Source organism: Paraburkholderia jirisanensis, from assembly GCF_054782355.1.
Window position 1 is genome coordinate 1,028,687 of record NZ_BAAGSQ010000026.1, and the last position, 13,861, is coordinate 1,042,547.

Annotated in this window: 12 protein-coding genes; 5 read left to right on the forward strand and 7 right to left on the reverse strand. The window is 62.5% G+C overall.

The genetic code is table 11. The features are described from left to right. Positions 1-180: 180 nt before the first annotated feature. The 4 genes from ACYVNQ_RS20905 to ACYVNQ_RS20920 all read left to right on the forward strand — a co-directional run bounded on the left by ACYVNQ_RS20905 (position 181) and on the right by ACYVNQ_RS20920 (position 5,139). The gene (locus ACYVNQ_RS20905; protein WP_460904485.1) at positions 181-1,452 is read left to right on the forward strand and encodes a Rieske 2Fe-2S domain-containing protein; all 1,272 of its coding nucleotides are present in this window, start codon (positions 181-183) and stop codon (positions 1,450-1,452) included. Positions 1,453-1,637: 185 nt separating this feature from the next. Beyond that, positions 1,638-3,317: a Bug family tripartite tricarboxylate transporter substrate binding protein gene (locus ACYVNQ_RS20910; RefSeq protein ID WP_460904486.1), complete on the forward strand. Its 1,680-nt coding sequence runs from the start codon at positions 1,638-1,640 to the stop codon at positions 3,315-3,317. 69 nt (positions 3,318-3,386) lie between these two features. Then, positions 3,387-4,094: a class II aldolase/adducin family protein gene (locus ACYVNQ_RS20915; RefSeq protein ID WP_460904487.1), complete on the forward strand. Its 708-nt coding sequence runs from the start codon at positions 3,387-3,389 to the stop codon at positions 4,092-4,094. Positions 4,095-4,149: 55 nt separating this feature from the next. Beyond that, on the forward strand, positions 4,150-5,139 hold the full coding sequence (locus ACYVNQ_RS20920; RefSeq protein ID WP_460904973.1) for an ABC transporter substrate-binding protein: 990 nt from the start codon (positions 4,150-4,152) through the stop codon (positions 5,137-5,139). A gap of 37 nt (positions 5,140-5,176) precedes the next feature. Here the strand turns inward: ACYVNQ_RS20920 and ACYVNQ_RS20925 are convergent, their stop codons facing one another. The 7 genes from ACYVNQ_RS20925 to ACYVNQ_RS20955 form a co-directional block, all read right to left on the reverse strand. Beyond that, entirely contained in the window at positions 5,177-6,157 is a 981-nt protein-coding gene (locus tag ACYVNQ_RS20925; RefSeq protein ID WP_460904488.1) for a LysR family transcriptional regulator, read from the reverse strand. A 138-nt stretch (positions 6,158-6,295) separates the two neighbouring features. Continuing rightward, positions 6,296-7,144 (reverse strand): alpha/beta hydrolase, encoded by an 849-nt coding sequence (locus ACYVNQ_RS20930; RefSeq protein ID WP_460904489.1) that lies wholly within the window; start codon positions 7,142-7,144, stop codon positions 6,296-6,298. Beyond that, entirely contained in the window at positions 7,141-8,361 is a 1,221-nt protein-coding gene (locus ACYVNQ_RS20935) for an FAD-dependent oxidoreductase (protein WP_460904490.1), read from the reverse strand. The genes ACYVNQ_RS20930 and ACYVNQ_RS20935 overlap by 4 nt, the downstream gene beginning before the upstream one ends. After that, the gene (locus ACYVNQ_RS20940; protein WP_460904491.1) at positions 8,358-8,756 is read right to left on the reverse strand and encodes a VOC family protein; all 399 of its coding nucleotides are present in this window, start codon (positions 8,754-8,756) and stop codon (positions 8,358-8,360) included. Before ACYVNQ_RS20940 ends, ACYVNQ_RS20935 begins: the two co-directional genes overlap by 4 nt. Positions 8,757-8,925: 169 nt before the next feature. Then, positions 8,926-9,957 (reverse strand): porin, encoded by a 1,032-nt coding sequence (locus ACYVNQ_RS20945; protein ID WP_460904492.1) that lies wholly within the window; start codon positions 9,955-9,957, stop codon positions 8,926-8,928. Positions 9,958-10,090: 133 nt separating this feature from the next. Beyond that, the gene (locus tag ACYVNQ_RS20950; protein WP_460904493.1) at positions 10,091-11,575 is read right to left on the reverse strand and encodes an SLC13 family permease; all 1,485 of its coding nucleotides are present in this window, start codon (positions 11,573-11,575) and stop codon (positions 10,091-10,093) included. A 281-nt stretch (positions 11,576-11,856) separates the two neighbouring features. Then, positions 11,857-12,708 (reverse strand): alpha/beta hydrolase, encoded by an 852-nt coding sequence (locus ACYVNQ_RS20955; protein ID WP_460904494.1) that lies wholly within the window; start codon positions 12,706-12,708, stop codon positions 11,857-11,859. Between the two features lie 207 nt (positions 12,709-12,915). Between ACYVNQ_RS20955 and ACYVNQ_RS20960 the strand changes: the two genes are divergently transcribed. Then, positions 12,916-13,857, forward strand: coding sequence for a LysR family transcriptional regulator (locus tag ACYVNQ_RS20960; protein WP_460904495.1), 942 nt, complete (start codon positions 12,916-12,918; stop codon positions 13,855-13,857). Positions 13,858-13,861 lie beyond the last annotated feature (4 nt).

The window sequence follows — 13,861 nt, forward strand, 5'->3', positions numbered from 1 at the left end:
GGCAAGCCGCGGCGAAGTGTCTCGGTGTTTTCCATGATTGGAACTTAGATATCTAAGTTTATGATGATTCGAAACGCCGGCCCGGTCAGCGCGATTGCTTCGATGTGCGGCACATCGAAGCGTCTGCTGCTGTGTCGGTCGATCAACCGGCTTCATCGAAAACCAGGAACTGAGAAGACCATGCTGACGGCTGAGCAGAACGAATCGTTGACGCGAGTGGGCCCGGGCACGCCAATGGGCAATCTGATGCGCCGCTATTGGCAGCCGATCGGTGCGGCCTCGGAACTGCATACGCGCTGGACCAAGCGGGTGCGTCTGTTGGGCGAGGACCTGGTGCTGTTCCGCGATCGCCAGGGGAAGCGGGGGCTGATTGCCGAGCAGTGCCCGCATCGGCGCGCGTCGTTCGCGCACGGCATTCCGACCGAGGATGGGATTCGCTGCCCTTACCACGGCTGGGAATTCAACGCCGAGGGCAAGTGCCTGAGCCAGCCGAACGAGCCCGACAACTGCGCGTTTCGCGACAAGGTCGCCACCGACGCGTACCCAGTCGAAGAACTGGGCGGCCTGCTGTTCACGTACATGGGCCCGGAGCCGCGACCGCTGCTGCCGCGCTTTGACGGCTTCATCGCACAAGGTGCGATTCGCATGATGGGCCGCGCGCTGCTGCCGGTGAACTGGCTGCAGATCATGGAGAACTCGCTCGACCCGATTCACACCGAATGGCTGCACGGGCATCACTACGAATTCCAGAAAGAGCAGGAAGGCATCAAGGTGGCGATCAGCGCGAAGCACGAGAAGATCGCCTTCAACGAATTCGAGTTCGGCATTACCAAGCACCGGCTGCTCGCAGGTCACTCCGAAGATTCGGATGACTGGCGCATCGGCCACCCGATCGTGTTTCCGAACATCCTTGCAGTAGGCAACGGCGACGAAGCGTCGCGCTACTACTCGTTCCAGATTCGCGTACCGGTCGACGACGTGCAGACGATGCACCTCTGGTACAACGCGTACATCCCGCCACAGGGCGCCGAGGTGCCGAAGCGCCTGACCGATAGCGTGCACGTGTACGACGTGCCGTTCAGGGACGAGCACGGCGAATTCATCGTCGACAACGTCGATGGTCAGGACATGATGGCCTGGGTCACACAAGGACCGATTGCGGACCGTACGCGCGAAAACCTCGGCTCGACCGATCAGGGCATCGCGATCTACCGGCGCGTTCTGCGCCGCGAAATGAAAAAGGTCGAACAGGGCGAGGACCCGATGGGCATCGTGCGCGATCCCGCGAAGAACCTGCGCATCGACTTGCCGAACGAGCGCAAGAAGCACCACAACAGCGATGGTTTCGCGAGCTTCATGTTGCGCACGCATGCGAAGTATTCGCCGATCGCGCAGGACCTCGTGCGGATCTTCGAGCAGCAGCCGCGCGCGCTGGAAGAAGCCGCAAGCTGAGGATAGCCGCCGCGCGGCAGCGCGAGCGCAGTGACCGGCTGAGCACAGCAACGCATGCAATACAAGGCCGTACAGAAAGGCAAGCCTGAACGAAGTCCGGCGGCATAGCCGGACTCGAACCGGAGACACCCCATGGATACGAGCGGTTCAGTGACGCATGCCGGGTTCAGCAGGAGGGCGATCTGATGGGCGCTGCCGCGTTTCATGCGCTATCGATGGTGCTGGATCCGCTGCGTCTGGCGATCATGTTCGGCGGTGTGGTGCTCGGTCTCGCGCTCGGCGTGGTGCCGGGGCTCGGTGGCATTGTCGGGCTGGCGCTGCTGATTCCGTTCACGTATCACCTCGACGGCTACACCGCATTCGCGCTGCTGCTCGGCATGGCTGCGGTGACCACGGTCTCCGATTTCATTCCTGCCGTGCTGTTCGGCGTGCCGGGCACGGTGGCCGGCTGCACTGCTCGGCGACTACGTGCCGCAATTGCGCGCGCTAGGTGGGCTCGTATGACACGCATGGCAACGACACGGCGCGCGATAGCGACAGCACCTGCTGGGGCCACAACGTGCACGACGACTTCAATGCACGCAGCCCGCCAGAGCACCGCCGCGGTGAGCGAACACAGCGCAGCGCGCACGGACGCTTACCGCGGCCATCGCGCGACACCGCTGCGCACCCATGGCGCGAATAGCACGAGAAGCGCGAGTAATCCCCACCCCATAGTGCCAGCAACGCGCAAGCCGAAGCTAGCCGACCATCACGGAGACAAACCCATGCAGGAAGCCACGCCGCAGTCATGCCGGGCTCGCGAAGCGCACGCCCAGCCGGCTCGCGCACCATGGCTGCGGCGTGTGCGGGCGATGGCATTCGCGTTGCTCACGGCGGTCAGCTATCTGCCGGCAAGCGGCTACGCAGCCGACGACGCCGCAAGCTTCTACAGCGGCCGCACTGTCAACCTGACGATCGGCTACTCAGTCGGCGGCGGCTACGACACTTACGCACGCCTGCTCGGCAAATACATCGGCAACTACCTGCCGGGCAAGCCGACTATCACACCGCAAAGCATGCCTGGCGCGGGCAGCCTGAAAGCGATCAACTATCTGTACAGCGTCGCGCCGAAAGACGGCTCCACCTTCGGCACTTTCGGCCGCACGATGCCGGAAGAACCGCTGCTCGGCGAGGCCAATTTCGACGCGCGCAAGCTGACCTGGCTTGGCAGCATCACCAGCGACGTAAGCCTGTGCGTTTCCTGGCACACGTCGAAGATCAAGACCTTTGACGATTTCGTGAACCAGCCATCGCGCTTCGGCGGTCAAGGCGCGGGCTCGGACCCCGACGTGATCGCGTCGACGATGAAGACGCTGTTCCACTCGAAGCTCCAGCTCGTCACCGGCTATCCGGGCAGCAACGAAACCGCACTCGCGATGGAGCGCGGCGAAATCGACGGCACTTGCGGCACGTCGTGGAGCACGATCCTCGTACGTCATCCGGACTGGATTCGCGACAAGAAGATCAACCTGCTGGTGCAGGTCGCGCTGGAAAAGCATCCGGACCTGCCGAACGTACCGCTGCTGATCGACCTCGCACCGGACCCGCAAACCCGCCAGGTGCTGCGCGTGATCGTCGCGAGCCAGGCCTTTGCGCGGCCGTTCGCGGCGCCGCCGGGCCTGCCGCCTGAACGCGCGGCCGCGCTGCGCAGCGCATTTGCACAGACGATGAAAGATCCGGCCTTCAATGCCGAAGCGAAAAAGCTCGGCCTCGAAGTGCGGCCGGTGCCGCCCGAGCGGATCGACCAGCTGCTCGACGAACTGTACAACACACCGCCCGACGTGCTCGCCAAGGCAAAAGCCGCGGTGGGCGGCCGGTTCTGACGATCCGGCGGCCGCGTTCAGCGCATGCGGCCGCCTTCATTTCCGCTAACGCGCAAGCAAGAGCACACCATGAACGCAGACGAAGCCAAACAGAAACTGATCGACGCAGGCCGCATTCTCGAAGCTGAAGGACAGGGCGATCTGACCCGCGGCCACGTGTCGATCCGTGTGCCGGGCGACCCCGGCCACTTTTTTATGAAGCCGCACAGTCACGGCTTCGACGAAATCACGCCGGAAAACATCGTGATCTGCAATCTCGATGGCGAGAAGGTCGGCGGCGCGGGGCGGCGCCATAGCGAGGTGTTCATTCACTCGGAGATCTTGCGCGCGCGGCCCGACGTGATGAGCGTGATCCATTCGCATCCGACGCATGCCGTGGCGCTGTCGGCCACCGGGCAGCCGGTGCGCATGATCAGCCAGCCTGCCTGCCATTTCGCAGACGGCGTGCCGTATTACACCGACACGATGAATCTGATCCGCACTCAGGAGATGGGTGCGGGTGTCGCGCGCGCGCTCGGCGGATGCAAGGCGGTGCTGATGCGCAACCACGGCATCGCGATTGCCGGCCGCTCGATCGAAGAAGCCGTGGTGCTCGCGCTGCTGTTCGAAAACGCCTGCCAGATCCAGTTGATCACCGAAGCCGCGGGCGGTGCCGGCGAGCTGTTCTCCGACGCGGATATCCAGCGGCTGCACGATACCGTCACACGCCCCGAGCAGTTCACGGTGAATTTCGACTTTTTGCGCCGCAAGGTGCAGCGCAGTCTCGTTGCGCAGTGATTGCCTTCCCGCAGTTTTTATCTCGTACTTTTTAGTCAGCCGCCACATGAATATGATGAACGGAAAACTCAACCTCTCGATCGCCACCGGCGATTACGACCGCACCCGTCCGCTGATTTCCGGCCAGGTGCAGATCGACGGCGTCGATCCGGTATTCATGACGCTGTCGCCGGAAGAGATGTTCTTTCGCGCGTTTCGCAATGAAGAGTTCGATATCAGCGAGCTGTCTTTTTCCAGCTATACGGTGAAACATGCGGAAGGGACCTGCCCGTATATTGCGGTGCCGGTGTTCCTGTCGCGCGCGTTTCGCCATACGTCGATGTATGTGCGTACCGACCGCATCAAACGTCCTGAAGACCTGAAGGGCAAACGCATCGGCCTGCCCGAGTACCAATTGACCGCGAACGTATGGGCGCGCGCGCTGCTGGCGGACGATTTCGGCGTGAACCCGGAAGACGTGACATGGGTACGCGGCGGCATCGACGAGCCGGGGCGGCCGGAAAAGATCAAGCTGCAATTGCCGTCCGACGTGCGTCTCGAAGCAGCGCCCGAAGGCGACACGATTTCGGCGATGCTTGATCGCGGCGATATCGATGCCTTTATGGCGCCGCGTCCGCCATCGTGCGCGGGCAAGAATCCGAACGTGGGCTGGCTGTTTCCCGATCCGACCGAAGCTGCGAAAGACTACTACCGGCGCACGCAGGTGTTTCCGATCATGCACGTGGTCGGCATTCGCAAGACGCTGGTCGAGCAGCAACCGTGGTTGCCCGCAGCGGTGCTCAAGGCATTCGACGAAGCGAAGCGGATCGCACTGGACAAGCTGTCCGATACGTCCGCAACCAAGGTCACGCTGCCGTTCGTCGAAGAGCAGTTGAAGGCCGCGCGCGAACTGCTCGGCGACGATCACTGGCCGTACGGCGTAGCGTCCAACCGCAATACGCTCGAGATTTTCCTGCGGCATCACCACGCGCAAGGCTTGTCGAAGCGGCTGCTGTCGGTGGATGAGATTTTCCATCCGGCCACTTACGAGACCGCAAGGATCTGAGTGTCGTTGCGGCGACGACATGCATACGCTTGAGCGCTTAACCGGTTCCATCCATGTCCAGCAGCGAACATGCATCGCCGATTCCCGGCAGTACCGATGCAATATGCGGTAGCCACACGTCGCGCAGCACACCGTGGGTCAGGTTCTCGACGATCCGCACGATGTCCGGAAACTCGCCGCGCCGCGCAATCAGCGTGATCGTGCGCGATAGCCCGAATGCGGTGAGCGGGCGCGTCTCTACTTTCATCGCGTGCTCCTTCGCGTAGGCGAGCTGCGATGGCGCGACGATCGACCAGCCGTATCCGGCAGCAACGCTCGCCACCAGATCCTCCGGCGACTCGAAAGAGAACTTTGGCGCGAGATCGAGCTGCAGCCTGCGAAAGTGCCGTTCGATCAACTGCCCGGAAGTGATTCTCGACAGATAGCGGATAAAGGGCAGGCTGCGCGCAATCTCCCGCAGGTCGGCTGACGCCGCCACGGCACCGGGCGGCAGGATCAATACGTAGCGCTCGCGCATCAACGCGCGGCTTTCGATGCCGTCGTTCTGGTACAGCTGATCCGACGTGATCGCAATATCGATCTTGCGAGCCGCCAGATCCTGGATGTGGTTCTGCGACACGCCGCGCACGATCGACAGATTCTGGATCGGCAATTCGCCCGAGTCCGTGGCTGCCATCAATGCGGGCACCAGTTCGCGCGCCAGCGTCGACAACATCGCAACCCGCAAGTGCGGCAGCGCCATTGCGGCGGACTCGCGTACGAAGGTCCAGGTTTCCTTGACGTCCATCACGAGGCGGCCGGCACGCTGATAGAGCGCGAGACCGGCGGGCGTCAAGGTCAGTGGCCGGCTCTGACGGTCGAACAGCGGCGAGCCGAACTCGGTTTCGAGCAGCTTGATCTGCTGCGAGATCGCCGATTGCGTGACGCCCAGACGTCGCGACGCCGTCGTCATGCTGCCGGCGTCGGCGACGGTCAGGAACGTATCGAGCGATTTGAGAATGTCGAAGCCAGGTGTCACGTGCCGATCCAGCAGGGTGGGCAAATGTAGCGGCCAGCGTGGCGGCCGCTACAACGTCCGCTGCGAGGGTCCGCTGCGACGTCCTTTAAAACACGCCAATAATCGCATGACAACCGGAGCCCGGTCGACGCAAGCTGCTTATGCCGACATGGTTCGCCGCCCCGCCGCGGCCGCGAACGTGCATAGTTCACGCAGGGCCGCGCGTGATTCGGGCCGCGTGGGCTCTTTCGTAATGAACGTGTGCCCAACATTGTCGAACATCTTCAACTCGACGTGTGCCCCAGTTGCCGCGTACGCACCTGCGAAGCGCGGCGCCATGTCCGGTGTAAGCACGGTGTCGGCTGTACCCTGGATCATCAGCAGCGGCGGCAGATGCGTCGCCGCGCCGGATTCGACGATACGCTGCGGGCTGCCCTCGGCCATCTGCGCCTCGTCGCGCCAGTAGGCCCGATGACTGTCGATATGCAACTGCATGCCGTGCTCCAATGCATGCCGATAACGCGCCAACGGATCCGATACGGCCCAGCAGGTGATGGCGAACGCAAGCGATGCATCTGTTGCACGCGTGCCGTCAGGCAATCCGGAGTCGGGCGCGGGGCCTGCATACTCGGGCGCATTGGGCAGCAGCGCGTTCAACAGTAACTGGTGCCCACCGCTCGACGTGCCGATTCCACCAACGCTGAGCGGATCGACGCCATGCTCGTCCGCATGCTCTTTTAGCCAGCGAATCGCGCGGTTGATGTCCGCCACCGGCACCGGGTAGCGGTGCGCGGGCGGCATGCGAAAGTCGATCGCCATCACCAGCACGCCAGCCTCGGCGAGCGCGGTGTCGATCGCCGCATTGGTTAGCCGAGACTCCGCGCACCAACGTCCGCCGTGCACCGACACGACGGCAGCAAGCGGACGGCGCGCGGCGGGACGGTACAGGCGCGCGAGCAGCGGACCGTCCGGCGGCGTGTCCCAGATCAGGTCCTCGGCTGCGCTCACTGGATCGCCTCCGCTTCGCGGATGCTGTTTATCAGCGAAGCGCGCAGCAGGAAGTTGCGTGCAAGAGCCGGATCTGCAGCGGTGCGCCGCAAATCGTCCTGATTCTTGCGGCGCACTGCGGGGTCTTTCTCGGCGAGCAGGCGCTTGTTGCGAATGGTCTGTGCCTGGGTATGCTGGATCGCGATGTGGCGGCGCTGCCGTTCGTAGCGGTCGAGTACATCTTCGTCCGCTTCGCCGCGCGAAATCGCGATCAGCTTGTCGGCCAGATTGAACGCGTCATGGATGCCGCTGTTCATGCCCATGCCGCCGATCGGACTGTTTACGTGCGCAGCATCGCCAACCAGCATCACATTGCCGACGCGAAAGCGCGCCGCGACCCGCTGATGCACGGTGTACAGATTGGAGCCGCGTATATCGAACTCCGTGTCGCTTTGCATGAACGCGCGCAAACGCCGCTGCAACGCAGGCAATGCGGTGATCGCGTCCGGGTCTTCGTCGGGCTGGGTCGGAAAATGCACGCGCCAGCGTTCCGGCGGCCCGGGCCAGTGGAACAGGTTGGCCCACTCGTGCGGATCGGAGATGTAGTTCCGGTCTGCATAGCCGTGCTGCGTGAAATCGTAGGCCACTTCGATATTCAGCGTGCGGTCCGGGTACGTGAAGCCTTCGAACTCGATGTCGAGCAACCGCCGGATCTCGCTGCGCGCGCCCTCGGCGCTGATCAGATAACGGCCGCGCAGTTCAACCGGTTCGCCCCCGGCGGTGGTCGCGCTGACGATCACGCCATCGGCGTTCTGCTCGAACGAGTTGAAGGTCGTGTCCATCATCAGCGTGCACAGCGCATCGTCCTTGGCCATCTGCCACGCCTCTTCGACGATCTTGATGCGCTCGCATTGCAACACATAAGGAAACGGCGTGTCGTCCTGCAAATGCTTGTGATCGAATGCTGCGACGAGCTCCGGCCCCTGGCGCTCCCAGTAGTGGAAAATCGGTGCGATCAGGCCGCGCGGTTCAAGACGTTGGTACAGACCGATGCGGTCGAACATTTCGAGTGTTGCCGGATGATTCGTGCCGGCGCGCGGCACCTGGTCGAGCAGATTGGCGTCGTTGCGGCTTTCGATCAGCGTTACCGGCAAGCCGGCCTGGGTGAGCGCAAGCGTCAGGCACAGCCCGACCGGCCCCGCGCCGACGATGATGATGGGACGTGCGCGATCGATCATGCCTGTCCTCCTTCGTCTGCCGCAACGCCCGGGTCTTTTACTGCGCCCGCCCAACCGCTGTGCGTCATGTCGAACACGATGCCGTCCGGGTTGCGATACTTCGCTTCATAGAACGATTTCGGCGAATCCGGGCGGCCCTTCAGATAGGTCGCTCCGGCAGCCTGTGCACGTGCCTCGGCGGCGTCGAGATCGTCGACCCACATGCCGAAGTGAAACAGCCCGACCTTCTCTTTCTCCGGATCGACGCGCAGCAGCGCGACGTTCATTACGCCGTCCGACATATAGATACCGCGGCGCGCCATGCCTGCGCGCGTCATGCCGAATGCCTGCTCGAAAAACGTTGCGGATGCCTCCGGATCGGGGACGAGAATTGCCAGGTGTCTTAGCTTTGCCATTGATACTCTCCGTACTGAAAGTGACGTGTGCCTGCATGTCGGTGCGAACATGGTCGCATTGGCATTCGGCGATTCAAAGACTTTTGCGTGGGCTTAAACGCTTCTTAAGATGTGCATTAGCGTGGCTTCTGACGAGCGCTTAAAGACGTATCCAGACAGGGGGAATCCGTTAGAAGTGGTGCACGATGCCGACCGTGGTGCCGAATTGCTGCTGCTGGCCGGTTGTGTTGATGCTGGTGACGCCATGCCCCTGGTAGCGCGTGTAATCGACTTCCGCATACAGCGAAGTGCGCACCGACAGCAGATAGGTCAGGCCGGCCATCGTGATGTGCTTGCCGTACGGGAGCGAGCCCATACGCACGTTGGTCTGGTAGTGCGCGGCCTGGATCGTCCATTGCGGGGCCGCCTGCCACGAGAAACCTTCCCAGATGTTTTCCGTACGCAACGAGACCTGCGTGCCGACCTGATTCTGAACTTCGTTGATATAGCCCGCTGCCACGCGAAATAGCGGCAGCACGTCGTAGTACGCGCCGGCCATGTAAAAGTTGTCGCCACCGAACGCGCCGTTCTTTGCCGCGAGATTGCGATATCCATACGCGCCGCCGATGCTGAAACGCTGCCACGCGTAGCGCACCCCGATCGCGCGAGACGAGCCCTCGTTCGCGTTGCCGGCAACGCCGCCGAACGCATTGTCGGCGACCACCGACAGGCCGCCGAAATGGCCGTGATACTTGACGTCGTTGCTGACGCGCGTGCCGTCCGAGGCTCCCGACAGCGGCAAGATCGGCGTATAGGTCAGGCCGAACGGATCGAATGGTTCGATGATGTCGTGCGCGGTGGTCCACTGGCGGCCCAGATCCAGCGAGCCGTACTGGTTGTCGAGACCGACGAACGCCTGACGCTGGAAGATCTGCCCGGTGGTGTTGTCCATTGCACCGTTGCTCAGCATGAAACCCGATTCGAGCAGGAAGTGCGCGTGCAACCCGTCGCCTAAGTCCTCCTTGCCGGCGATATCGAAGCGATTGTTGTTGTGGTAACCATTCGACTGCATCGTCAACTGGTTGCCGCCGGAGGCCGACGCATTGGTCAGGAAACGCAATCCGCCATCCACTACGCCATATAGCGATACCGAACTCTGAGCCGATGCGGCTGTCGTGGAAAACAGCAAAGCCAGCCCACAGGCAAGACGACTTCTGTTCATTGCAACCTCGTCGATAGAAAAAAGGCGAGCGCGCTCCGCCTGGATGACCGCTATCGCAGCCATCCAGATCCAGTGCAACGCAATTACAGGAAGAAACGGACAGGGCAGCCCGCCACGTGCGGCGGGCCTGGAGTCAGTGCATCGGAATGCCGAGCATCGGCCACAGCAGCAGGACGCTCAGCGCGAGCAGGACGAATTCGATGATGGTGAGCAGCAGCCCCATCGTGAACAGATCCGATGGGCGGAAATAACCGTAGCTATAGCCGAGCACCAGCACGGCCGACTGGTACGCAAACAGCTTGCCGCCCGACGAGAACGACCAGATCATGCCGACCCACGCCGGGTTGATCGCATGCTGGCGCGCGAACTCCATCAGGATCGGCATCGACGTGGCCAGCATCGATACTTCGCTGGCCGTGGCGAAGTGATAGAAGAAACCGCCCCAGTACAGCGTGACGATCGCGACCAGCTCGTGCGTCAGCATCGGCTTGATCAGCGTGAGCGCGCCGTCGGTCAGGAAACCGAGTGCGCCGGTCACCTTCAGCACTTCGCCCATACCGAGCGCCGCGGCAACGAAGAAGAACGGCAGCATGTTGATCTTGCGAAAATCCTGTTCGTCGAGCACGTCGACAAACGGCAGCAGCGCAAACAGGCCGATCGCAAACGCGACGATCGACGCCGAAATGTGATGCACGGAATCGGTCATCCACATCAACAGCGCGATGCCGCTCAGCAGCGCGGATTTCAGCGCCATCGGCGTCCATGGGGTCCTGGTGCGGAAGTGATGGCGCATCTCCTCTTCGCGGCCTTGCAGCGAATCGGTTTCGGCGGGGAAGAGTTTGAGCGTCAGCCACCAGGAGCCGAGAATCGTCACCAGCGAGCACGGCAGAAATGCCGCGAACCACAGGCTCCACGATACCGTCACGCCGCCGGTTCGCTCGATGATGGCGCGCGCGATGATCGAAGCCGTGCCGGCCACGATCATCTTGTTGAAGATGCTGGTGGTGTACGTGATGACGAGAAACATGCCGCGTCCGATGTTCGAGCCCTTGCCGACGCCGAACAGTTGCATCAGGCCGATCGAAATCATCGCCATGATGACGATCACGGCCGCGCCGGACGGTACGAGGAAAGTCAGCAGGAAGTCGATCAGGATCAGGCCGAGCAGCAGGCGCGAATAGGTCATGCCGACGTGCGCGATGACCCAGTTGGCAATGCGCTGCGGCAAACCGGATTTCGACACCATCGCGCCGAGCAGCATCGCACCGAGGTAGAACCACGAGGCATCGTTGACGAAGCCGCTGAAGATCACCGCAGGACGGGCGATATGAAATGCCCAGAACAGCATCAGACCCAGCAGTCCCGCAGACGCGTACTCCATCGCTTCGGTGATCCACGCGACGATCATGAACGCGCAGATCGCCAGCGCGCCGTGCGCGGCACGCTCGAGCGGCAATGGCGTCAGCCAGACAGCTGCGGGTAGCGCGATGCAAAGCAGCACCTTGAGCATGCGCAGGCGCGTGTGTGCAGCAGCGGCATGCGTACGTCCGGACGATGCGGGCACATCGGGCACGCCGCTTATCGCCGGATACGGCTTGGGGTTATCTGCGGAAGCCATTCAACTCTCCTTTAGAGCGAGCGATCCAGGCCCTCCGGGCAGAGGGGGTGTGATCTTGTCGCGTCGCGTTGAATGCGAAGTTAGCAAGTTCAAAAATGCTAAAAAGAAAGAAATCGGCAACATTAAACAATCTAATGATGTCCAGCAGTGCAGCCCATGGGATTGGCGCGTGAGGCATACGGGTCGTAAGCAGATCACGCAAAAAAGCGCGCGGTCCCGCTATAAACGGGACGGCGCGCTACACAACAGCGGTACAACGGCGGGGGTGCGGCAGAGCGAATCTAGGCAGCGTCGAGCGGCATCGCGAGGAACGCTTGCAGCGCGTGATAGAACTTGTGGCGATGCACGCCCATCATCGGGTTGTGCGCAATATCGGACAGCATGACGAATTGCTTGTCGCGGCTCGGCAGGCGGGAGAAGAAGTCCAATAGATCGGACTCCGCGGCAATCCCGTCGTGTTCGCCGCGTATCAGCAGCAGCGGGCAGGGGATGCGCGCGGGATCGATGACCGGCAGGTTGACGCACATATCCACGTAGGTGCCGGTCGGCACGTGGGTAACGAGCGGCAGTTCCGCTGCTGCAATGGCTTCGGGCACGATATCTTCGCTACTGCCGGGCTTGTCGCGGTTGAACATCCCCTGGTAGAACGCGAGATTCACTTCGCGCCGCGGGCTTGCCGAATATTCGGGCAGCTTCTTGCGACGCTGCTCGAGCGTCGGCGAGCCCGCGCCGGTATAGACAAGTGCCGATAGTGCAAGACGCGACACCCGTTCGTGATGTTCGGATACGAACAGGCCCGCGCGCAACGCGCCGGACGACGTGCCGAACATCGCGAGCCGTGCAGCGCCGGTCTTCTCCAGGACGAACGGCACCACGCACGCGAGGTCGTCGGCGCCGCTGCGGATGTCCGAGTTCGAACCTTCGGTCCAGCCGGAGCGGCCGTAGCCGTCGTGATCGACGGTCCATACGTCGTAGCCGGCAGCCGCGAAATGATCCATCACCGAGTAGTCGCTGCGGCCGGGTACCGGTAGATCATAAGTATTGCGACCCGACACGGTGGAGCCGTGCACGAGGAACAGCACGGGCAACGGCGCCGCGCCGTCGCGCGGTTCGCTGGCTCGCTTACGATACACATACAGTCTCGTTGCACCCGCTCCGGTGCGTTTTTGAACGTAGTATTCTGCGGACCATGTCATGGTCTGGATGCCCCTGTGAACTGGTTTCGAAAAAGCGGCAAGCCGCAAGGCCGGCTTGCATCGTCGCGTATTGTTACGGCATTTGCGCCGCGATTGAACGGCATTTCGTGAATTGTCCGTTCACGCTCGCGCGCGGGAATCACGATGCGTGATCTGAATGCGCTGGCCACCTTCGTCGCCGTGGTTCGCCTGAACAGCTTTGCGCTGGCCGCCGAGCATTGCGGCATTTCGCGCGCGATGGTCACGAAACAGGTGCAGGCGCTCGAAACTTCGCTTGGTGTGCGCTTGCTGCATCGTACGACGCGTCGGCTTGGTCTTACGCAGGCGGGTGAGCGTTTTTTCGAGCGCTGCGTACGCGTGCTCGAACAGGCCGAAGATGCAGTGCGCGATCTCGAGGACGAAGCCGGCGAGTTGCACGGGCTGATTCGCGTCAGCACCGGCATCGCATTTGGCCGTCTGCATGTGCTGCCGGCAGTCGCCGCGTTTATGCGCGCGCATCCGGCGGTGCGCTTCGACGTCACGCTGTCGGAGCAATTCGCCGATCTGGTGTCGGGCCGCACCGATCTCGTAGTGCGGATGGCCGATACGCCGCGCTTGAGCCAGGTGGTGGCGCGCAAGCTCGCGCCGGCGCGCTTCGTGCTCGCCGCCTCGCCCGCGTATCTGGCGAACCTGCCCCCGCTGCAGGTGCCGGCCGATCTGCAACGCTGCAACTGTCTGCATTACGCGGGCGCAGCGGAGCATTGGCGGTTCGAAGGTCCGCACGGCATACAGGAGGTGGCGATCAGCGGAAACTTTCAGGCGAACAACGCGGATGGTCTGCTGGAAGCGGCGCTCGCGGGGCTAGGCATCGGCATCTTGCCGTCGTTTGCGGCCGGCCCGTATCTGATGCGCAAACTCTTGGTGCCGGTATTGCCCGAGTACCGGTTGCCGGAACGCACACTCTATGCGATGTTTCTGCCGGACCGGCGGCCACCGCAGCGCATTACGGCGTTCGTCCGCTTTCTGGTCGAGCGTTTCGGGCCGCAGCCGTATTGGGATGGAGAACTCGATACCGTGCTGGATCGCGCCGGCGCACCAGCCGATTGATGCC

Coding starts and splice junctions, on each gene's coding strand:
- ACYVNQ_RS20905 (WP_460904485.1), top strand. CDS start 181: ATGCTGACGGCTGAGCAGAACGAATCGTTGACGCGAGTGGGCCCGGGC.
- ACYVNQ_RS20910 (WP_460904486.1), top strand. CDS start 1,638: ATGGGCGCTGCCGCGTTTCATGCGCTATCGATGGTGCTGGATCCGCTG.
- ACYVNQ_RS20915 (WP_460904487.1), top strand. CDS start 3,387: ATGAACGCAGACGAAGCCAAACAGAAACTGATCGACGCAGGCCGCATT.
- ACYVNQ_RS20920 (WP_460904973.1), top strand. CDS start 4,150: ATGAACGGAAAACTCAACCTCTCGATCGCCACCGGCGATTACGACCGC.
- ACYVNQ_RS20935 (WP_460904490.1), bottom strand. CDS start 8,361: ATGATCGATCGCGCACGTCCCATCATCATCGTCGGCGCGGGGCCGGTC.
- ACYVNQ_RS20940 (WP_460904491.1), bottom strand. CDS start 8,756: ATGGCAAAGCTAAGACACCTGGCAATTCTCGTCCCCGATCCGGAGGCA.
- ACYVNQ_RS20945 (WP_460904492.1), bottom strand. CDS start 9,957: ATGAACAGAAGTCGTCTTGCCTGTGGGCTGGCTTTGCTGTTTTCCACG.
- ACYVNQ_RS20950 (WP_460904493.1), bottom strand. CDS start 11,575: ATGGCTTCCGCAGATAACCCCAAGCCGTATCCGGCGATAAGCGGCGTG.
- ACYVNQ_RS20960 (WP_460904495.1), top strand. CDS start 12,916: ATGCGTGATCTGAATGCGCTGGCCACCTTCGTCGCCGTGGTTCGCCTG.